This is a genomic window from Mycobacterium conspicuum (assembly GCF_010730195.1).
Classification (GTDB): domain Bacteria; phylum Actinomycetota; class Actinomycetes; order Mycobacteriales; family Mycobacteriaceae; genus Mycobacterium; species Mycobacterium conspicuum.
This window is the reverse complement of record NZ_AP022613.1, coordinates 3,472,574-3,492,385: the sequence shown is the minus strand read 5'-3', so window position 1 is coordinate 3,492,385 and position 19,812 is coordinate 3,472,574. Positions and strand designations below refer to the sequence as shown.

The window sequence follows — 19,812 nt, the reverse complement described above, 5'->3', positions numbered from 1 at the left end:
TACTTCTAGTAGCGCCCAAACGCGAGCGCCACGTTATGACCTCCGAAGCCGAACGAGTTGTTGATCGCGTAGCGGTACTCGCCGTAGCGAGGCTCGCCGGCGACGACGTCCAGCTCGATCTCTGGGTCCGGGGTCTCGTAGTTAAGTGTCGGCGGGATGACTCCATCCCGCAGGCTCAGCACCGTGAGCACCGACTCGAGCGCCCCGACTGCGCCGATCGAGTGTCCCAGCGCCGATTTCGGCGCGTAGATCGCCGCGTGCTCACAGCCGGCGACGCGGATGGCGTTGGCCTCCGCGGTGTCGCCGATCGGCGTCGCCGTGCCGTGCGCGTTGACGTGGTCGATGTCCTTGGCGGACAAGCCCGCCAATTCCAGCGCCCGGGTCATCGCCTTGCCGGCGCGGACGCCGTCCGCCGCGGGCGCCACCATGTGGAAGGCGTCCGAGGTGATACCGGCGCCCATGATGCGGGCCAACGGCTTGGCGCCGCGGGCCTTGGCGTGCTCTTCGGTCTCGATGACCATCATTGCCCCGGCCTCGCCGAACACGAAGCCGTCGCGGTCCTTGTCGAACGGGCGCGACGCCCCTTCGGGGTCGTCGTTGCGCGTCGACATGGCCCGCATCATCGAAAACGCCGCGATGGGCAGCGCCTCGATGGGTCCTTCGACACCGCCGCAGACGGCGATGTCCGCGTCACCCATGACGATCTGGCGCCAGGCGTGGGCGATCGCCTCCGAGCCCGACGAACAAGCCGACACCGGAGTGATCACCCCGGCGCGGGCCCCCAGCTGCAGACCCACCACGGCGGCGGCGCCGTTGGGCATGATCATCTGCACCGCGAGCGGGGACACCTTGCGGGGCCCGCCCTCGTTCATCAGGTCGTAGCTCTCCACGATCCGCTCGGCGCCGCCCAGGCCGGTGCCCACCACGACGGTGAACCGGTCCGGGTCGACCTCCGGGCTGCCGGCGTTCTCCCACAGTTGAGCGCTGAGGAACTTGCTCATCCGCTGGACATACGACATCCGCCGCATGTCCAGCCGGCCCATGTGGATGTCGACCGACTCCTTGAGGTGTCCACCGATCTTGACCGGCAGATCCCACTTGGTGACGAAGTCGTCTTCGAGGACGTGGATGCCGCTCTCGCCGGCCAACAAGCCCTTCCACGTGCTCTCGATGTCCGGCGCGATCGATGTCGTCGCCGTGACGGCGGTTACCACAACACTGGGGTAACCGCCATTGGCAGTGGAAGGCTTGGTCACTTGCTGTCCGCTTCCAGCCTTGCCTTGACGTTGGCAACGGCGTCGGGGTTCTCGGTCTCCAGCTTGGCGCGCAGCGCCTCGGCGGCCTCGGGGTTCTCTTCCTCGAGCTTCTGGATGTAGGACACCACGTCACCGACGGTGCGCAGGCCGGCGAGGTCCTCGTCGGGGATCTTCACGCCGTACTTGTCCTCGGTCTGCACGGCGATCTCCACCATCGACAGCGAGTCGATGTCCAGGTCGTCGACGAACGACTTCTCCGGGGTGACCTCGGAGGGCTCGATACCGGTGACCTCTTCGATGATCTCGGCGATACCGGCGATGATTTCTTCCTGACTTACGGCCACGGTCTTTCCCTTCGTAATGTGTTGTGTAGCAACCGAACTCATGTTCGTCTTTGGTTGTAACTAGAAAAGCGGGCAGTTAGAGGTTGGCCAGCTCGTCCAGATCTGCGGGTGACTTGACGGCGCGCGTAGGAACCCCCCGAAGTTCGCGTTTGGCGATGCCCGTGAGGGTGCCCGCGGGCGGGAACTCCACGATCGCCGTGATGTTGTGCTCACGCAGCGTCGCGGTGCACAGGTCCCAGCGCACCGGTTGGGTGAGCTGAGAGACCAGGGTCTGCATTGCCGCCGCCGCCGACGTGACGGGCTGGCCGTCGCGGTTGGACAGCAGCGTGGCGGTGGGCTCGGCGATGGCGATGTTGGCCGCCGCGGCGGCGAAGCCGTCAAGAGCCGGAGCCATGAACCGGGTGTGGAAGGCGCCGGCCACGCTCAACGCGCGCACTCGGGCCTTCTCCGGCGGGTCTTCGGCGAGCTTCTCCAGCGCGGTCAGCGGACCGGCGGCGACGATCTGGCCGGCGGCGTTGCGGTTCGCGGGGACCAGGTCGAGCTGCTCGAGACGGCTGAGCACATCGGCCTCTTCGCCGCCGAGGACCGCGGACATGCCGGTCGGCTCGGCGGCACAGGCCTTGGCCATCTCGGCGCCGCGGGTGGCGGCCAGCGCGACCGCGTCGTCGGCGGCCATCACACCGGCGATCGCGTAGGCCGCGATCTCGCCGACGGAGTGGCCCGCAACGACCAGGTCTGCGCCGCTGAGCAGCCCGCGGTTCTTAAGCTCCTGATAAGCCAGCAGGGTGGCCGCGACGATCAACGGCTGAGCGATGGCGGTGTCGGTGATCTCCTCGGACGAGGCAGTGGTGCCCAGCCGTTGCAGGTCCAGGCCACTGGCCTGCGACCAGGACGCCAGCTGGTCCGCTGCGCCGGGAAGTTCCAACCACGGCGACAGCATTCCCTCCGTCTGCGAGCCCTGTCCGGGCGCAAGAAATGCGATCACGTGTTTAAGAGAACACTGTGGAAACGGTTTTGGCGGGTGTAACAGATTATGAACCTCGTCTTAGGTTTTTGTATGGAGTATACAAAACAGGCCCGTAAGCTACGTGTTTGATATCGCGTCGCGATCTGTTGGCTAAATCACTACCGGTCCGACGGGGCCGCCGCATCCCCGTTGACCTGCCCTTTGACCGGGCCGTTGACCGCCAGCGGTATCTCCGGCATGGGGTTGTTTCCGGTAGTCGATTGAGGCGTCGGGTAGTTGAGTTGGCCCACCGTGGCCGCCACTCGCAGCACGTAGGCGTCGCGCGGCTGGGTCGGATCGCGGCCGGTGAAGTCGGTGATGCGCTTGAGCCGGTACCGCACGGTGTTTGGATGAACGAACAACTTGCGCGCGCAGGCCTCGATCGCGCCGCCGCAATCCAGATAAGCATCGAGGGTCTCGATGAGCGTCGGTCCGGCATCGGCCAGCGGCCGCATCACGTCGGTATGCAGCGCCACGATCGCCGACGCGTCGCCCATCAGCGCGCGCTCGGGCAGCAGTTCCCTCGCCAGCACCGGGCGCGGCGCTCCGCGCCAGCCGGCGACGGCGTTCATCCCCGAAATCGCCTCGCTTGCGCTGTGATAGGCGGCGGTCAGCATCGGCGCGACGGGCCCGATGACCACCGGGGCGTCGGAGAACGCGCCCAGCAGGTCGGCCAGGAACTTGTCGGTCGGCGATACCTGGCCGGACACGATCGCCACCAGCCACGTCCCGTGCACGTCGGTGAGCGCCGCCCGGCCGTGGCGAGCCGCGGTGTCGCGGACGTGCTGACTGGCGCGCAGGCTGTCATCCTCGCCGCTTGAGCCGCCGCGGCCGGGTGCCGGCGTGCCGACCACCACGGTCGCCGGCGCGGTGGTATCCCAGTTCAACGCGGCCGCCCGGGACAGCAGCTCGGGGCCGGTGTCGCCGCGCACCACCGCGTCAACGACGCTGGCTTCCATCCGGCTGTCCCAGGACCCACGCGCTTCGGCCGCGTCGGCGTACGCCGTGGCGAGACTGAAAGCCAAGTCGCGGCTGTATTTCAGGATGCCGGCGGTCAAGGCGGTCAGCTGCTCCTCGTCGCGGGCCACCAGCGGCACCACCTCTTCGAAGAACTCCATGGTGACTCGCACCATCTCCACGCTGTTGCGCAACGGGATGCGGCGGTGCAGCTCCTGGGGTACCAGTTCGAATGCCTGCGCGGTGTGGGTGACGTCGCTGTGCGGGTCGTGCATCCACTCGACGAAGTTCACCACCGCGGTCTGCACCACCAGCGCCACGCTGGCCCGCTGGGACGCTTCCAGATCGGCGAAGAACGGCAGCCGCTCGTGCATGGCCGAGACCGCCTCGGTTGCCAGCCGGCCGGAGTACTGCTTCAGCCGCCGCAGCAGGCCCTCGGACACGGTGTCCAGCAGCTCGAGCGCCGCCTTCGGCTTGGGTGCCGGCGCCCGCTTGTCACTCACTCCTAAAAGCTACGCCTGATTTCTGGAAGTTCCGGCCAAGGCCGTTGGCGAGGCGTGGCTAGGCCACGCCGGGGTCGGACGTCTGCTCCGGAGCGGCGAGCACATCGTCGATCCGGTATTGGCGCGCGGCCGCGACCGGCACCGACGGGTCGATCTCGCCGTCGCGAGCCAACGCCTCCAGCACGGCGACCACCTGCGATTCGGCGTCGGTGTTGAAGTAGCGGCGGGCGGCCGGGCGGGTGTCGGAGAAGCCGAACCCGTCGGTGCCGAGCGTGACGTAGGTGTTGGGCACCCACTGCCGGATCTGCTCGGGAACCCCGCGCATCCAGTCCGACACGGCGATCACCGGGCCGGCCGCGTCGGCCAGCGCCTTCGTCAGGTAGGCGGTGCCGGCCGGCCTGTCGGGGTGGCGCAGCTTGGCCTTCTCGACCTCGATGCCGTCGCGGTTCAGCTCGCCCCAACTGGTCACCGACCACACGTCGGCGGCGACGTCCCACTCGGCGGCCAGCATCTCGGCCGCCTTCAGCGCCGCGGGCATGGCCACCCCCGACGCCAGGATCTGCGCCTTGTTGGAGCGCCGCTCGGTGGCCGTGCGGTACCGGTAGATGCCGCGCAGCACGCCTTCGGGGTCGAAGTTGTCCGGCTCCGGTGGCTGCGCATACGGCTCGTTGTAGACGGTGATGTAGAAGTAGATGTTCTCCGGGTTTTCCCCGAACATCCGGGCCAGCCCGCTTTCGACGATGTAGGCGATTTCGTAGGCGAACGCCGGGTCGTAGGAGACCACCGCCGGATTGGTGGCCGCCAGCAGCAACGACTGGCCGTCGGCGTGCTGCAGGCCCTCGCCGGTCAGCGTGGTGCGTCCGGCGGTGGCCCCGAGCAGGAACCCGCGGGCCATCTGATCGGCCGCGGCCCACAGGTTGTCGCCGGTGCGCTGGAACCCGAACATCGAATAGAAGATGTAGATCGGGATCATCGGCTCGTTGTGGGTGGCATACGAGGTCCCGGCCGCGATGAAGCTGGCCGACGAACCGGCCTCGTTGATGCCCTCGTGCAGGATCTGGCCGACCTCACTCTCCTTATAGGCCAACATCAGATCGGCGTCCACGGCGGTGTACAGCTGGCCGTTGCGGTTGTAGATCTTCAACGACGGAAACCAGGAGTCCATGCCGAACGTGCGGGCCTCGTCGGGAATGATCGGCACGATCCGCGGGCCAACCTCCTTGTCCCGCAACACTTCCTTGAAGGTGCGCACGATCGCCATGGTGGTGGCGACCTCCTGTTGCCCGGACCCCTTCTTCAGCGCGGCGTAGGTGTCGCGACCGGGGAGCTTGAGCGTTTTGGCCTTGGTCCGGCGTTCGGGCACAAACCCGCCCAGGGTGCGGCGGCGGTCGAGCAGGTAGCGGATCTCCGGGGCGTCCGGGCCGGGGTGGTAGTACGGCGGCAGGTAGGGGTCCTGCTCCAGCTGCGCGTCGCTGATCGGGATCCGGATGGCGTCGCGGAAGTCCTTAAGGTCTTGCAGCGCAAGCTTTTTCATTTGGTGGGTGGCGTTGCGACCCTGGAAGTGGGCGCCCAGCGAGTAGCCCTTGATGGTCTTGGCCAGGATCACCGTCGGCTGTCCCTTGTGGTCGACGGCGGCGCGATAGGCGGCGTAGACCTTCCGGTAGTCGTGCCCGCCGCGCTTGAGGTTCCAGATCTCGGAATCGGTCATGTGCTCGACGAGCGCCTTGGTGCGCGGGTCGCGGCCGAAGAAGTGGTCACGCACGTAGGCGCCGTCGTTGGCCTTGTAGGTCTGGTAGTCGCCGTCGGGGGTGGTGTTCATCAGGTTCACCAGCGCGCCGTCGCGGTCGGCGTGCAGCAGGGCGTCCCACTCGCGGCCCCACACCACCTTGATGACGTTCCAGCCGGCGCCGCGGAAGAACGACTCCAGTTCCTGGATGATCTTGCCGTTGCCGCGCACCGGGCCGTCGAGGCGCTGCAGGTTGCAGTTGACGACGAAGGTCAGGTTGTCCAGGCCTTCCAGCGCGGCGACATGGGCCAGCCCGCGGCTTTCGGGTTCGTCCATCTCGCCGTCGCCGAGGAACGCCCACACGTGCTGATCGGAGGTGTCCTTGATGCCGCGGTCGTGCAGATAGTGGTTGAAGCGGGCCTGATAAATGGCGTTCATCGGGCCCAGGCCCATCGACACCGTCGGGAATTCCCAGAAGTCGGGCATCAGCCGCGGATGCGGGTAGGACGGCAGGCCGCCGCCGGCGTGGCTGTGTTCCTGGCGGAACCCGTCGAGCTGATCGGCGCTGAGCCGACCTTCCAGGAATGCGCGGGCGTAGATGCCGGGGGAGGCGTGGCCCTGGATGAACACCTGGTCCCCGCCGCCCGGATGCGATTTGCCGCGGAAGAAGTGGTTGAACCCGACCTCGTAGAGCGCCGCCGACGAGGCATACGTCGAGATGTGGCCGCCCACGCCTACCCCCGGCCGCTGCGCGCGGTGCACCATGATCGCCGCGTTCCAGCGGATCCAGGCCCGGTAGCGGCGTTCGATGTCTTCGTCGCCGGGGAACCAGGGCTCCAGCTCGGTGGGGATGGTGTTGACGTAGTCGGTGGACGTCAGCGCGGGGATGGCCACCCGCTGCTCGCCGGCGCGTTCCAGCAGCCGCAACATCAGATAGCGCGCCCGCGCGGGGCCGGATCGGTCCAGCAGTTCGTCGAAGGACTCCAGCCACTCCGAGGTCTCTTCGGGATCGATGTCGGGCAGGTAGGACGCGACGCCCTCGCGGATCACCCGAACCCGGTCGGGTTCGCTTGCGCTGCTTGGATTTTTCGCCAGGTCATGGCGCGCGAACTCGGTGGTCAACTTCCGCTCCTGTGCTCGGCGGGTTTTCTGTGTGGACGATCGCCCTTTATCGTGCCCCACCCACGCCAATCCGGTGCGTTGAGGGCGATAGCAGGTGCGACCCGGTAACGTCAGGAGCCGTGCTCAACGGATGGCGTGCCGTTCCGGCGGGGGAGTCGGCCAAGCGCCGCGCCCTGCTGTCCGGGTGCATTGGTGGCTTGGCCGCGACGTTGATGGTGGTGGCGGCATGCACCAAGATGACCGACGGCATGGCCACCCCGAACACCAAGGTCGCCCCGGCCTACCGGGCGTCGGTGTCCGCGTCGGTTTCGGCGTCGATCGCGACCTCGAGCGTCCGCGAGTCTCAACGGCAACAATCCTTGACCACCAAGGCGATTCGCACCTCCTGTGACACGCTCGCCACCAGCAGCAGCGCCGCGATCGACAAGGTCAACGTGTTCGTCAAGACCTACAACCAGGGCCACAACACCGGCCCCACCGAGGGCCCGGCCATCGACGCGCTCAACGACAGCGCCTCCACCGTCGGCGGCGCGCTCAACGACGCGATGTCCTCGGATCTGCGGGACGCGTTCAACGCCTACGTCGACGCCGCCCACGCGGTCGCCAACGCCATCGGCACACACGCCCCGACCGGGGAGTTCAACAAGCGGGTCGACCAGCTCAACGACACCAAGACCAAGGCGTTGAAACTGTGTCTGGCGTCCTTCTGAGGTGGCTGTAACGGCCCGGCATTTACTTATGCGACGATAAAGCCCATCGCAGGGCGCGCGGACAGTTTAAGGAGGCTCCACGGTGGTCGCGGAGGATCACGCCCCGGGCTACGGTCGCAAGCTGGGCATCCAACGAGACCAAGTCGTCCAGGAGTGGGGTTGGGACGAAGACACCGACGACGACATCCGCGCCGCGGTCGAGGAGGCCTGCGGCGGTGAGCTGCTCGACGAGGACAGCGACGAGGTCATTGACGTCGTCCTGCTGTGGTGGCGCGACGGCGACGGGGATCTGGTCGACACGTTGATGGATGCGATCACCCCGTTGGCCGAAGACGGGGTGATCTGGGTGCTGACGCCCAAGACCGGCAAGCCCGGTCACGTGCTGCCCGCCGAGATCGCCGAGGCCGCCCCCACCGCGGGCCTGATGCCGACCTCGTCGGTCAACCTCGGCGACTGGAGCGCCAGCCGCCTGGTACAGCCGAAGTCACGCGCCGGGAAGCGTTGATGCTTCCCGTCGGAACCCCGGCGCCCGACTTCACGCTGCGCGACCAGAATCAGCAACCCGTCACCCTCAGCTCCTACCGCGGTGCCAAGAACGTGCTGCTGGTGTTTTTTCCGCTGGCGTTCACCGGGATCTGTCAGGGCGAGCTGGACCGGCTGCGGGATCACCTGCCGGAGTTCGACAACGACGACAGCGCGGCGCTGGCCATTTCCGTAGGCCCGCCGCCCACGCATAAGATCTGGGCGACCGAGAGCGGCTTCCTGTTTCCGGTGCTGTCGGACTTCTGGCCGCACGGCGCGGTGAGTCAGGCCTACGGGGTGTTCAACGACGCCGCCGGCTATGCCAACCGGGGCACCTTCGTCGTCGACCGGTCCGGGATCATCCAGTTTGCCGAGATGAAAGAGCCCGGCGAATCCCGCGACCAACGGCTGTGGACTTCGGCGTTGGCCGCTTTGCGGGGGTGACGGTTTTGGGGGGTTGGCGTTCGGGCGTGTAGCCTGCCTCGGGCATAGGGGCGCGTAGCTCAGTGGTAGAGCTCTGGTTTTACACACCAGCGGTCGGCGGTTCGATACCGTCCGCGCCCACGAAGGTACGTCAGAAGCGATCAGCCGTCGGCCGCTGTCAGTACGATTTGCCATTGTGAAACCCGCGATTTGTGCGGCGCTAATGGCAGCGGCCTGCGTCTGTTCGGCGTGCGGGGGTAATTCACCGAAGGCACAGAGCCCCAGCCCCGCGCAAAGCGAAAGACCCGCGCTCTCCGATCGCCCCACCGCGGACACCATTCCCGGCGACGGAAAGTTCGTCGTCGGATCCGAGATCCGACCGGGAAAATACGCCTCAGAACCTCCCGCGCTTGGACAGAGCTGCGTGTGGGCACGCCTGCGCAGCCTCAACGAGAGTCGCGAATCGACGATCGCCGAAGGTGTGGAGACCGGACCCGTTCGGGTGACCATCGAACCGACAGACGTCGCGTTTCATTCCAGCAATTGCCAGACCTGGCGGAAGGTCGAATAGCGCTCTGGTAGAGGGGATCTCGTGGGTGAGGCGCGATTCGTGCCGCGTCAACGTGAACGTGAGATGGCCCCGACGTGACGGTTCGGCAGCTCGCTGCGCCGGCGTGGTGGCGCAGGCTATGAATCTACGGTGAGCAACCACCGTGTGAACCTGACCCAGCAGGAAGACTCGCTGATCGGCGAGAGCCACCCCGCCGCCCTGGAGCGCATGGACGAGCAGCAACTGAAGGATCTACAGGGCCGGCTCCGGGCCGCGCGTGAGAAGAACTTCAGCCTGTTGCGGCGCCAGGGCGCTGCCCGGGTGGCGAGTGAAGGTGCTCGCGGCGCCGCCCAGCCGGCCAACGAACGCCGTGGCGAAAAGGTGGAGGTCTTCGACGAGGCGCTGGCTCGGGTAAACGAGCGCCTCGATTCGGTCCGCGACCCCAACTAGCGTTCGGGCGCGCCGGAAATCCAGGATTGGGCGCCGGTCCGGACGGCCGCGTGCACCGCTCGTGCGATCCGGGCGCCGAACGCCGAGCGCGGCCCGCCGTAGGTCTCCGCAATCCCGTCGGTCGGGCAGTGCACGACGACCGCGTCCGAGGCGGTGCCGGTGGCCCGCACCCCAACCTCGTAGAGCGCCTGCGTTTTGGCTTCTGTCGCGGTGGCCACGGCATTGACGAGCGCTGCCTCGGACAGCCGCACCGGCACCGCGACCACGATGTTGATCGTCCCCACCGGGTAGTGCTCACCGGACGGTGCCTCGCGGCGGAAGTGCCCGTCGGGCGCGGCCGCCCAGGCCGGGCTGGACAGCCCGACGGTTGCCGTGGTGGACACGCCGCCGTCGGCGGCGAGGTGATGCCGGGTCACGTCAACGGCGGTGAGCAGCCCGCAGCCGGTGCCGGCGAGATTGAGCGCGCTGCCGATCTCGGTCAGGTGGCGGTCCGGGTCGGTGCGGTCGTAATCGAGGGGGACCGTGGCGTTGAGCACCCAGTTCCGGGCGCCGAGGCCGCCGCCCAGCGGGCCCGACGAGATGCACAGTCGGGGCTCGGCGAACTGCCACAGCAACACCGGCAGCGAGCGAGCCTGCTCTACCCGGGCGGTCAACCGTGGATGCACTTCGCGAGCGTAACCAGGCTGCGACGTCGGCTGTGGATTTTCGCAGTGGGGTTACGCTCGTGCGCTGCGCGGGCGGGCGTGTTGAATCGTGGTCATGACCCAACACGAACCGCTCAACATGCCCCTCGAAGAGGTGATGCGGACCCAGCGTGCCATCCGCCGTCTGAAGCCCGACCCGGTCGACGACGCGCTGGTGCTGCATCTGCTCGAGCTGGCGATGAAGGCGCCGACCGGTTCGAACGCGCAGAACTGGGAGTTCATCGTCGTCAAGGATCGCGGCGTGGTCACGAAGCTGGGCCGGTTGACTCGCCGGGCCTGGAGTGTCTTCGGGCCCGCCTACCAGCGCACCCTGCGCCGCCGCGGCGACGACAAGATGCTGCGGACGCTCAAGGCCGTGCGCTGGCAGGTGGAGCACTTCGACGACATCCCCGTCGTCGTGGTGGCATGCCTGAAGGGCACCGTTGCGCCTTGGCCCCCGATAGCCGCGAGCAGCGCCTACGGGTCCATCTATCCCGCGGTGCAGAACCTGCTGCTGGCGGCGCGCGCGGCCGGGCTGGGCGCGGCGCTGATCACCATGCCGCTGTGGAGCACGCTATTGGCCAAGCGTGCCTTGGGGTTGCCGCGGAATGTCACTCCGTGCGCGGTTATTCCGCTGGGCTGGCCGATGGGCAAGTACGGTCCCACCACGCGTCGGCCGGTCGGCGAACTCGTCTCGCTCGACCGATACGGCAACCGAGCGTTTCTAGAGGGCGCCGCCTCGTGAGCGATGAGACGTTTCCGGATGTGCGTTGGGCGGACGTGAAATACCGGTCACCGCTAGACAATTGACGGGCCGGAGGCCGAGCGCGTCTTCAGGAAATTCGCCGACTACGCGCACAACTATGACGCCTATCGCGGCCGCACGGATCGCGAGATACGGGTCTTTGAGCTGACGACGCGCTAGTGCCGCTAAAGATCGAAGATTGTCGTGCCGAGGTTCGGGGCGAATGCCCCCGGGATTCCGGGGCTACCGGCGTTGGGGCCGTTCGCGATGTAGATCGGTTGATCCATGAACGGGACGAACCCGGTATTGAAAAGATTGCTGGCCGAAGGTGTTCCGGGCGTGACCACCGGGCTTTGGGTAGCGGTCGTGGTGAATTGATAGAGCAGAGTCTGGCCGTTGCTGGTGTAAACCGAAATCTCGGTGCCGGGCGGCAACGCTTCGCCGAAGGACACCGGTAGGCCGGGCGAGGTTACCGGGACTGTGCTCGGAACCAGTGACGACGGGATGGAGCCGTACTGTCCGCCGGCGTCGATGGCCGCCGTCACGGTGGTCAGTGGCCCATCGTTAATTTGCACGTCCAGTGTGGTGATCGGCGATCCGGGAACCGAGACACCTGGGGTCAGTGGGTTGGGGCCAAACTCCAGGTAACCACCGGGCGCGTTGATGAGCACGCCCTGACTGAGTTGGCCGGGCAACGCGGTGGTGACGGGGCTACTTGGTTCTAGGCCGCTGGCGCCGACACCCAAAATTCCCTGCGCACCGGAGTCGCCCAACGGGAACGTCTTAGTAAAGGGCGGTAGATCGGGATAGGCAAGTGTCACAGGGATTTTGCTGATTTCGATGGGCGAGAGTCCGCCCGGGAGTGAAATGGTGATGGGATCAATCAGACTCACGTTCAGGTGTTCGATCGAGAAGATCGGCACATTCACTTCGGTCGGCGCGGTGACGATGCCGTTACCGAAGTTGATCGTCGTGTTGAAGCTGACCGCGAATTCGGTCAGGTTCTGCTGGGACGTGCCATAGGTGAACATGTGGAACCCGGTGGGAAAACCAAGGTGCTGTAGGCCGATGTCGTTGATGGGAATGACAAGGCCCGCGGACCGGTATCCACCGTCATCGGGACGGTCTTTCCACCGTTGACCGAGACGCTCACATGGCCCGCGATGCTTCCAAGGTTGCCGGTGCTGGTGGTCACCTGTGTCAGCGGGACGGTGGCGTTCACCGCTGACCCGACGCCGGCGGCCCCGTCTTTGCCGGCCAGCCAGCCGCCCAGGCCGCCGGCGCCACCCACTGCGCCGGCTCCGCCGGCCCCGCCGGCGCCGCCATTGCCAATCAGGCCCGCCGAACCACCGGCGCCGCCAGCTACCCCCGACGTCGTTTGGGAGAAACCGTTACCGCCGTTGCCGAACAACAGTCCACCGTCCCCGCCGTTGGGATTCGCGGCAGTGCCGTTGACCCCATTGCCGATCAGCGGACGCCCCAGCAACGCCTCGGTCGGTGCATTGATCGCACCCAGGACATCTTGTTCGAGCGTCCGCAAGGAGGAAACGTTGGCTGCCTCGGTGGCCGCATACGCGCCCGCCCCCGAGCTCAGCGCTTGCACAAACTGCTGATGAAACGCGCTGGCCTGCGTACCGAGCTTTTGGAACTCTTTGCCGTATTCAGCAAAGAGCGCCGTGACCGCGGTCGATACCTCGTCTGCACCCGCCGGAACAAGTCCCGTGGTGCTAGCGGTAACCGACGCGTGCGCCGCATCCAGCTCCGCACTCATGCTTTTCAGCTCCGCCGCCGCTGACTCGATCCACTCCGGTGCTGTGACTACATACGACATATCCGTTACCTCCGCCGGAGCTGGCCGCGAAATCCTCCGAGCCGCAATTGAATTGACTTACGAGCCGACGGCCGTCGACTCATATATGGGATGACAGTGATGTGGATATCGATGGCGATGATGTCCGCACCTTCTTTGTTCAATCGCACTGTGTGAAAACAAATTTCGCCGCAGGCTGCCCTCAGCGATACGCACCCCTCGACCCCCGTGACCGAACTCTAGGTCGATGTAACGCGCACCGCCAATCGTCTTGTGTTATGGGTTAATTGAGGCTCTTTATCGATCAGCGCCTATGAAAGCGGAGAACGTCACGGCTGCGAGCCTTATTCCCCGGGCACGGTGATCGAGTCGCTCAACGGGGGGTGGCGCATGCCCGGTTGCGCGCTGGCGGCACTATGAACGGGTGAAGCCGTTTCGTATCGATGTTGCTGATGATGTTCTCGATGATTTGCGCTCGCGGTTGGCGCGCACCCGATGGCCGGAGGCCGAATGTGTCGACGACTGGAGCCAGGGCATCCCGCTGAGCTACACGCGCGAGCTGGCCGCCTATTGGGCCAACGACTACGACTGGCGCTCGCGTGAGGCCGCGCTGAACCGGTTCGACCAGTTCACCGCCGAGATCGACGGGCTGGACATTCACTTCATCCACCAGCGGTCACCGCACGAGGACGCCTTTCCGTTGGTGCTAACGCACGGCTGGCCGGGCTCAATTGTGGAGTTCCACAAGGTGATCGAGCCGCTGACCAACCCTGTATCGGGACGCGCCGAGGACGCCTTCCACGTCGTGTGCCCGTCGCTGCCGGGATACGGCTTTTCGGGCAAGCCCACCAGCACCGGATGGGGTGTGGAAAAAATCGCCAAGGCCTGGGACACGCTCATGCTGCGCCTTGGCTACGAGCGCTACGGCGCCCAGGGCGGGGACTGGGGCTCGGCGGTCACCACACAGATCGGGCGCAACGGCGGGCACTGCGCCGCCATCCACCTGAACATGGCGATCGGCAGGCCGACGAAGGAATCGCTGGCCAACCCGACCGAGGAAGAAAAGCGGGCGTTGGCCGCGCTGGCCGAACACCGCAACACCGGCACCGGCTATTCCAAGCAGCAATCCACCCGGCCGCAGACCTTGGGATACGGCCTGGCCGATTCACCGGTGGGTCAAATGGCGTGGATCGTGGAGAAGTTCTGGGCGTGGTCGGACTGCGACGGCCACCCCGAGAAGTCGTTCAGCCGCGACGAGCTGCTGGACAACGTGATGGTCTATTGGGTGACCAACACCGGCGCGTCCTCGGCCCGCCTCTATTGGCAGAGCTTCCGGTCCTGGGGGAACATGGACCGCGTCGAATTGCCCACCGGCATAGCCAATTTCCCCGCCGAGGTGCTCAGCGCACCGCGGTCGTGGTGTGAGCCGGTCTACAACATCACGCATTGGACCGACATGCCGCGCGGCGGGCACTTCGCGGCGTTCGAGCAACCGGAATTGTTCGTCGACGACGTGCGCGCGTTCTTCGCGACGGTGCGCTGACCCGGCGCTATCCGGGCAGCGCGAAAAATTCCAGGGCGATGCCGTCGGGGTCACGGAAGCTCAGGCCCGACCCGTAAGGCGCATCGACGATGCCGCCGTGCTCGATGCCGAGCTCGTTCAGCCGGGTGACCCACGTTTCCAGCTCGGCTCGGTTCGCGCAGCCGAAGGCGATGTGGTCGAGCCCGACGCGGTGCTCGCTGAACTTCTCGTCGGGCGCAGCGCGGTCGTGCTGATGGATGCCGAATAGCGTCCCGCCGCTCAGGAGCCACACCTGGTACCGGTAGCCGGCGTCGTCGTGGTCGTCGGTAAGAGGCTCGGCGCCCAGAAGTTCGCAGTACCAGGGCCCGCTGATCTCGATGTCACGGACCGTGACGGCGACGTGGTTGAGTGCCGGGAAAGTCATGTATTCCACGTTAACCCGGTTTGCGGGACCGGCTGAGCAGGGGGCCGCTCGCAGAGTAGCCGCCGTCGACGGCCAACGCGGCGCCGGTGACGAATGAGGCTTCGTCGCTCGCGAGAAACAAAGCGGCCGCGGCCAATTCGGCGGGTTCGCCCCAGCGCGCCATCGGCGTCGGCAGGTAATCACCGGCGGGCGCCTCGTCGCCGGGTTTGCCTCCGGCCATGCCGGTGTAGGTCATGCCGGGACAAATCGCATTGATCCGCACGTTGGTTTGGGCGTAGTCCAGCGCCGCGGATTTCGTCATCTGCACCACCGCGGCTTTGGCCGCGGCGTAGCACGACAAGCCCTTCCACCCCACCAGTCCCGACGCGGAGGCGGTGTTGACGATGGCGCCGCCGCCGGCTTCCAGCATGGCCGGGATCGCGTACTTCATGCCGAGAAAGACACCCTTGAGGTTGATCGCCAGGATGGTGTCGAACACCGCCTCGTCGATGTCGGCCAAGGCGGCGTGTGGGCCGCCGAATCCGGCGTTGTTGAGCAGGATGTCGATTCGGCCGAAGCTGTCGACGGCGGTGCAGATCATGCGTTGGACGTCGGCGGCCGTGGTGACGTCGACGCGCACCGGCACGGCGGCATCGCCGAGCAGCTCGGCGGTGTCGCGTTCCTGCCCGCTGATGTCGGCGCAGACGACGCGGGCGCCTTCCTCGGCGAATCGTTTGGCGGCCGCCCACCCGATACCCGAGCCCGCGCCGGTGATGACCGCGACCTTGCCCGCGAGACGGCTCATTTAGACGATCCGCATGCCTCGTCGCGCCCGCGCCCGCATGTCCCACAGGTACAGCTGATAGCCGAAGAGCCAGGCGCGATGCGGGATCAGACGGTCGGCAAGCCGCAGGGCGGTCAGCAGCCATTCGAAGCGGCGCTGCTGGCCCTCCGACCAGTCCAGCCGCATCAGCGCGCGAAATTCCGGGGCCAAGAACCCGGTCGTCGCGAACAGGTTGAACGGGCCCGCCAGCGCCCGCAACGGCCACGGCAGAAAGACCACCGACGCCACCCCGCGCAGATGCTCGCGCACCGGCGGGTCGATGCGCAGCTCGTCGAGCGTGCGCTTCCAGTACTCGTCGAACGCCACCCGGTCCGGCGGCCACATCCGCTCGGGCACCTGCAGCGTGGTTCCCAGCCGTTTGGCGTCGTGATAGACCGCGTCGGCCTCGTCGTCACCGAGTGGGCCGTGCAGGAACTCATGTTGCTCGACGAAGTAGCGGTACAGGCACGCGGCCACCCACAGTTGCAGCTTGGGGTCAAATGCGTTGTAGGACACCGGGCTCGACGACGTGGATCGCACCTGCCGATGTGCACCGTCCACCGCGGCGCGGATCAGCAAGCGGTCGGTTTCGGTGCCGATGGTCGCGACCGCCAGGTAGGTGCCGGTGGTGCGGGCCCGCTTGAACGGATGCTTGTAGACGTTGCCGCTGTCCACCGGGCTTTCCAGCACGCCGTAGCCGACGCCCGGCAACGACAGCTGCATGATCACGTTCGCGGCCGGTAACAACGTCGCGGCCGGGTTCAATAGGTCGGCGACCCGGGTGGCGGGCCGCTTCATCGCGGATCGTGCCCCATAGGTCCGAGTGAACCACGTGTGAGACGCTGCCGAGGTGTTTGGGTCGAGAACCGTTGGCGTGCTGGCCGGCTACCTGGCCGATTTGGTGCTCGGCGACCCGCAACGGGGGCATCCCGTCGCCGTGTTCGGCCGGGCGGCGACGGGCGTGGAGCGGTTCACCTACCGCGACGGCCGCATGGCTGGGGTGTGGCACGTCTGCCTGCTGGTCGGCGCGGTCGGCTTGCTGGGTGCGGCCGTGCGGCGGTCGGCGGCGGCCACCGCGTTGGCGACCTGGATAGCGCTGGGCGGAACGACCCTGGCGCGCACGGGCGTGTCGATGGCCGAGCTGTTGGAGCGCGACGACATCGAAGCTGCCCGACGGCTACTGCCCTCGCTGTGTGGACGCGACCCCGCCCGGCTGGATAGTGCGGGCCTGGCGCGCGCGGCGCTGGAATCGATCGCGGAGAATACCTCCGACGCTCACGTGGCGCCGCTGCTGTGGGCGTCGGTTGGGGGTGTGCCCGCGGTGCTGGGCTACCGCGCCATCAACACGTTGGACGCGATGATCGGGCACCGCTCGCCGCGGTATCTCCGATTCGGCTGGGCCGCAGCGCGATTGGATGATGCGGCCAACTTTGTCCCGGCACGTGCAACGGCGGCGCTGGTGGTGCTGTGCGCGGGCGTGGTCGGCGGATCCCCGTCGGGGGCGGTGCGGGCCTGGCGCCGCGACGCGGCGGCGCATCCCAGCCCCAACGCGGGCGTCGTCGAGGCGGCCTTCGCCGGGGCGCTCGGGGTGCGACTCGGCGGGCCCACCCACTACCACCACGAGCTGCAGATCCGGCCCACGCTGGGCGACGGTCGCGAGCCCACGGTAGCCGATCTGCGGCGGGCGGTGCTGTTGTCGCGGGTGGTGCAGGCGGCGGCCGCGCTCGTGGTGATCATTGTGAACGTAGGGCTTTCAGTGTGAGGCTATGGCGGCTGGATCGGGGGAAATCGCGCCCTGGCTTCACATTGAATGCCGCGGGCCGCGCTCACGGTGATCGTTGTGAATGTAGGGCTTTCAGTGTGAGCCTATGGCGGTCAGATCGGGGAAATCGCGCCCTGGCTTCACATTGAATGCCGCGGGCCGCGCTCGCGGCGATGGTTGTGAATGTAGGGCTTTCAGTGTGAGCCTATGGCGGTCAGATCGGGGAAATCGCGCCCTGGTTTCACATTGAATGCCGCGGGCCGCGCTCGCGGCGATGGTTGTGGACGTAGGGCTTTCAGTGTGAGCCTATGGCGGTCAGATCGGGGAAAATGTCGCCCTGGCTTCACACCGAAAGCCATGGGATCACACTCAACTGCTCAGCTACTCGACCGCCCGAGCGGATTGTCGCGCGAAGGTGGACAAAAAGGTGTATGTGTCGGCGCAGAGACTGGTGTGACAGCCGTGATTAATGCGACTATCGTCGGCGCCCATAGCGGTCGGCGAGCTTCTCCTCGACGCTCATCGGGGCTTCGGTAGCAGGCGCCGGCTTCTGCTGGCGGCGCACCCGGAACTCCGAGTAGACGAAATAGCCCAACCCGATCGGGGCCAGGATGCCGAAGGTAATCCACTGGATGCCGTAAGACAGAAACGGCCCGGCGTCCAGATGCGGGATGCCGATCACACCGAGACCGCCCGGCTGATTTTCCACCAATTGCAGGTAGGACCCGGCCAGCGGAACTTTCATCAACACCGAAAGCTGTTCGGTGTTAATCGAATTCACCTGTTGAAAGCCGTCTCGGGTGATCGGATCCTTACCCATCGGCTCGGAGTCACGCAGGCGTGCGGTGATGGTGACGGCGCCGTCGGGCGGTCGGGGGATGGGCGGCACATGAGCGCCCGGCTCGGGTCGCACGTAGCCGCGGTCGACGAGGACGGTCGGCCCGTCGTCGACGACGAAGGGCGCCAGCACCTCCAACGCCTGCTCGCCCTCGACCACCCGCAGCCGGGCGAGCACCTGCACGTCGGCCAAAAAATGCCCAGTTGCCGTCACCCTGCGCCACTGCGCGCCTGGTGCGGACGAATCCTGCTGCGGCAGCAGAGTTTTCACCGGCACCGGGTCGGTGTTCAGGGAACGCTCGATTTGGTGGTTCTCCCGCGACGTCCGGCTGTTCTTCCCCAGCTGCCACGGCGCGAGCACCATGAAGCACAGGTAGGTAAACGCGATCACCACCAGCGCCAGCGCGATCCAGCCCGGCCGCAACAGGAACGACAGACGGCGCATCAGCCCCGGCCATTCTCCGCGAGCTGTTCGTCGACCCAGTCGTGCAGGCCGGGCAACGCGGCCTCGATGACGGTGAAAACTTCTTCGAAGTCATCGTGGTCACCGTAGTAGGGGTCCTCGACGTCGAGGGCATAAGCGCCCGAGCGGGGATCGAACGACCGCAACATCCGAATGCGGTCGTCATCGACCCCCAGCTGGCGCAGCAGCCGAACGTGGTTGCGCCCCAAGGCCACCAGCAGATCAGCGGACAGGTGATCGTCGTCGACCTGTCGGGCGCGGTGCTCGGTCGGGTAGCCGTGGGCATGCAGCACCCGGGCGGCGCGGACGTCGGCGCCGCTGCCCACGTGCCAGTCGCCGGTGCCCGCACTAGTCACCCGCACCGCGTCGCCGAGGCCGCGGCGCCGGATCTGGTCGGCGAACATCTTCTCGGCCATCGGCGAGCGGCAGATGTTGCCGGTGCAGACGAACGTCACGTGCAGCGGTTCAGACACCCTCAGACACCCTCAGACACCCAAAGCCTTTCGCAGCTCGTCGACGGTCGCGGCGTGCGTCACGCCGGTCATGGAAAACCCCTCGGGGAAATCGGCCCGTCCATAACCCCAACCGACCACCACGGTGTCGATGCCATGGTGGGCGGCACCGTCGACGTCGTGGCTGCGGTCACCGACCATCAGCACCCGCTCGGGCAATGGCTGCAGCTGGTCCAGCGCGTGCGCCAGCACCTCGATCTTGGTTTTGCGCGAACCGTCCGGGCTGGCGCCGGCGATGACCTCGAAATGCTGCTCGAGCCCGAAATGGGCCAGGATGCGCTGCGCCGTCGGTTCCAATTTGGAGGTGGCCACGGCCAGCCGGACCCCGGCCGCGCGCAGATCGGCCAGCAGCGGCGCGATCCCGTCGAACAAGGTGTTCATCGCCCAGCCGCGGGTGCCGTACTCGGCCCGGAATGCCGCGATCGCCGCGTCGGCGTGCTCGCCGAGCTCCATCGCGCGAAAAGTGTCATCCATCGGCGGGCCGACGATCTGGGCGGCCAGGTCGCCGGCGGGTACCGGGGCGCCGACGTGGCTGAGCGCGTGCAGGAAGCTGGCGACGATCCCCTCTGCGGAGTCGGTCAGGGTGCCGTCGAGGTCGAAGATCACCAGCTGGGGCGCTGTCACGCTCCCATTGTCGGTGATGCGGCGGCATGCTCCCGATACCGGGGCCGCGCCGCGGCGCA

General features: G+C 66.9%; 19 protein-coding genes, 1 tRNA gene and 1 pseudogene. 8 read left to right on the top strand and 13 right to left on the bottom strand.

The features are described 5' to 3' along the window. Window positions 1–5: 5 nt before the first annotated feature. The 5 genes from kasA to aceE all read right to left on the bottom strand — a co-directional run bounded on the left by kasA (window position 6) and on the right by aceE (window position 6,914). A complete protein-coding gene (kasA, locus tag G6N66_RS16125; RefSeq protein WP_085231100.1) occupies window positions 6–1,256 on the bottom strand; it encodes a 3-oxoacyl-ACP synthase KasA in 1,251 nt (416 codons plus the stop codon). After that, window positions 1,253–1,600, bottom strand: a complete 348-nt coding sequence (gene acpM / locus G6N66_RS16120) for a meromycolate extension acyl carrier protein AcpM (RefSeq protein ID WP_066960905.1) — start codon at window positions 1,598–1,600, stop codon at window positions 1,253–1,255. Before acpM ends, kasA begins: the two co-directional genes overlap by 4 nt. Before the next feature lie 76 nt (window positions 1,601–1,676). Continuing rightward, window positions 1,677–2,585, bottom strand: a complete 909-nt coding sequence (locus G6N66_RS16115) for an ACP S-malonyltransferase (protein ID WP_085231099.1) — start codon at window positions 2,583–2,585, stop codon at window positions 1,677–1,679. Window positions 2,586–2,725: 140 nt separating this feature from the next. Beyond that, window positions 2,726–4,066 carry a PucR family transcriptional regulator gene (locus G6N66_RS16110; RefSeq protein WP_085231098.1) on the bottom strand — a complete coding sequence of 447 codons (1,341 nt, stop codon included), beginning with the start codon at window positions 4,064–4,066 and terminating at the stop codon, window positions 2,726–2,728. Between the two features lie 58 nt (window positions 4,067–4,124). Next, a complete protein-coding gene (aceE, locus tag G6N66_RS16105; RefSeq protein ID WP_085231097.1) occupies window positions 4,125–6,914 on the bottom strand; it encodes a pyruvate dehydrogenase (acetyl-transferring), homodimeric type in 2,790 nt (929 codons plus the stop codon). Between the two features lie 119 nt (window positions 6,915–7,033). On the opposite strand from aceE, the gene G6N66_RS16100 reads away from it, so the two are divergent. The 5 genes from G6N66_RS16100 (at window position 7,034) to G6N66_RS16080 (ending at window position 9,569) form a co-directional block, all read left to right on the top strand. Further along, the gene (locus G6N66_RS16100; protein WP_085231096.1) at window positions 7,034–7,624 is read left to right on the top strand and encodes a hypothetical protein; all 591 of its coding nucleotides are present in this window, start codon (window positions 7,034–7,036) and stop codon (window positions 7,622–7,624) included. Between the two features lie 82 nt (window positions 7,625–7,706). Then, window positions 7,707–8,129 (top strand): DUF3052 domain-containing protein, encoded by a 423-nt coding sequence (locus G6N66_RS16095; protein WP_085231095.1) that lies wholly within the window; start codon window positions 7,707–7,709, stop codon window positions 8,127–8,129. Further along, a complete protein-coding gene (locus G6N66_RS16090; RefSeq protein ID WP_085231094.1) occupies window positions 8,129–8,590 on the top strand; it encodes a peroxiredoxin in 462 nt (153 codons plus the stop codon). Before G6N66_RS16095 ends, G6N66_RS16090 begins: the two co-directional genes overlap by 1 nt. A gap of 48 nt (window positions 8,591–8,638) precedes the next feature. After that, window positions 8,639–8,710 (top strand) — tRNA-Val (locus tag G6N66_RS16085). A gap of 559 nt (window positions 8,711–9,269) precedes the next feature. Further along, window positions 9,270–9,569, top strand: a complete 300-nt coding sequence (locus tag G6N66_RS16080; protein ID WP_085231092.1) for a hypothetical protein — start codon at window positions 9,270–9,272, stop codon at window positions 9,567–9,569. Here the strand turns inward: G6N66_RS16080 and G6N66_RS16075 are convergent. Continuing rightward, entirely contained in the window at window positions 9,566–10,234 is a 669-nt protein-coding gene (locus tag G6N66_RS16075; protein WP_085231091.1) for an adenosylcobinamide amidohydrolase, read from the bottom strand. The genes G6N66_RS16080 and G6N66_RS16075 overlap by 4 nt on opposite strands. Window positions 10,235–10,328: 94 nt before the next feature. Between G6N66_RS16075 and G6N66_RS16070 the strand changes: the two genes are divergently transcribed. Continuing rightward, window positions 10,329–10,997, top strand: coding sequence for a nitroreductase family protein (locus tag G6N66_RS16070; RefSeq protein ID WP_232079323.1), 669 nt, complete (start codon window positions 10,329–10,331; stop codon window positions 10,995–10,997). Window positions 10,998–11,182: 185 nt separating this feature from the next. Here the strand turns inward: G6N66_RS16070 and G6N66_RS29590 are convergent. Then, window positions 11,183–12,828, bottom strand: a pseudogene (locus G6N66_RS29590) (PecA family PE domain-processing aspartic protease). A gap of 403 nt (window positions 12,829–13,231) precedes the next feature. Here G6N66_RS29590 and G6N66_RS16055 point away from each other — a divergent pair. Then, window positions 13,232–14,350 carry an epoxide hydrolase family protein gene (locus G6N66_RS16055; RefSeq protein WP_085231090.1) on the top strand — a complete coding sequence of 373 codons (1,119 nt, stop codon included), beginning with the start codon at window positions 13,232–13,234 and terminating at the stop codon, window positions 14,348–14,350. 7 nt (window positions 14,351–14,357) lie between these two features. Here G6N66_RS16055 and G6N66_RS16050 read toward each other — a convergent pair whose 3' ends face one another. From G6N66_RS16050 to G6N66_RS16040, 3 genes are read right to left on the bottom strand one after another with little or no spacing between them, the layout of a single operon-like run. Next, window positions 14,358–14,753, bottom strand: coding sequence for a VOC family protein (locus G6N66_RS16050; RefSeq protein ID WP_085231258.1), 396 nt, complete (start codon window positions 14,751–14,753; stop codon window positions 14,358–14,360). A gap of 10 nt (window positions 14,754–14,763) precedes the next feature. Continuing rightward, window positions 14,764–15,537, bottom strand: a complete 774-nt coding sequence (locus tag G6N66_RS16045; protein WP_085231089.1) for an SDR family NAD(P)-dependent oxidoreductase — start codon at window positions 15,535–15,537, stop codon at window positions 14,764–14,766. After that, entirely contained in the window at window positions 15,538–16,353 is an 816-nt protein-coding gene (locus G6N66_RS16040) for an oxygenase MpaB family protein (protein ID WP_085231088.1), read from the bottom strand. Window positions 16,354–16,405: 52 nt separating this feature from the next. On the opposite strand from G6N66_RS16040, the gene G6N66_RS16035 reads away from it, so the two are divergent. Further along, window positions 16,406–17,317 carry a cobalamin biosynthesis protein gene (locus G6N66_RS16035; protein ID WP_085231087.1) on the top strand — a complete coding sequence of 304 codons (912 nt, stop codon included), beginning with the start codon at window positions 16,406–16,408 and terminating at the stop codon, window positions 17,315–17,317. Between the two features lie 475 nt (window positions 17,318–17,792). On the opposite strand, the gene G6N66_RS16030 is transcribed toward G6N66_RS16035, so the two are convergent. From G6N66_RS16030 to G6N66_RS16020, 3 genes are read right to left on the bottom strand one after another with little or no spacing between them, the layout of a single operon-like run. After that, a complete protein-coding gene (locus tag G6N66_RS16030; protein WP_085231086.1) occupies window positions 17,793–18,599 on the bottom strand; it encodes an SURF1 family cytochrome oxidase biogenesis protein in 807 nt (268 codons plus the stop codon). Next, on the bottom strand, window positions 18,599–19,090 hold the full coding sequence (locus tag G6N66_RS16025) for a low molecular weight protein-tyrosine-phosphatase (protein ID WP_085231085.1): 492 nt from the start codon (window positions 19,088–19,090) through the stop codon (window positions 18,599–18,601). Before G6N66_RS16025 ends, G6N66_RS16030 begins: the two co-directional genes overlap by 1 nt. Window positions 19,091–19,102: 12 nt before the next feature. Continuing rightward, window positions 19,103–19,735, bottom strand: coding sequence for an HAD-IA family hydrolase (locus G6N66_RS16020; protein ID WP_085231084.1), 633 nt, complete (start codon window positions 19,733–19,735; stop codon window positions 19,103–19,105). Between the last annotated feature and the right edge of the window lie 77 nt (window positions 19,736–19,812).

What these genes read in the sequence shown, in the direction of transcription:
- G6N66_RS16045 (WP_085231089.1), bottom strand. Translation starts at nt 15,537, where the DNA reads ATGAGCCGTCTCGCGGGCAAGGTCGCGGTCATCACCGGCGCGGGCTCG.
- G6N66_RS16050 (WP_085231258.1), bottom strand. Translation starts at nt 14,753, where the DNA reads ATGACTTTCCCGGCACTCAACCACGTCGCCGTCACGGTCCGTGACATC.
- G6N66_RS16070 (WP_232079323.1), top strand. Translation starts at nt 10,329, where the DNA reads ATGACCCAACACGAACCGCTCAACATGCCCCTCGAAGAGGTGATGCGG.
- G6N66_RS16030 (WP_085231086.1), bottom strand. Translation starts at nt 18,599, where the DNA reads ATGCGCCGTCTGTCGTTCCTGTTGCGGCCGGGCTGGATCGCGCTGGCG.
- G6N66_RS16090 (WP_085231094.1), top strand. Translation starts at nt 8,129, where the DNA reads ATGCTTCCCGTCGGAACCCCGGCGCCCGACTTCACGCTGCGCGACCAG.
- G6N66_RS16040 (WP_085231088.1), bottom strand. Translation starts at nt 16,353, where the DNA reads ATGAAGCGGCCCGCCACCCGGGTCGCCGACCTATTGAACCCGGCCGCG.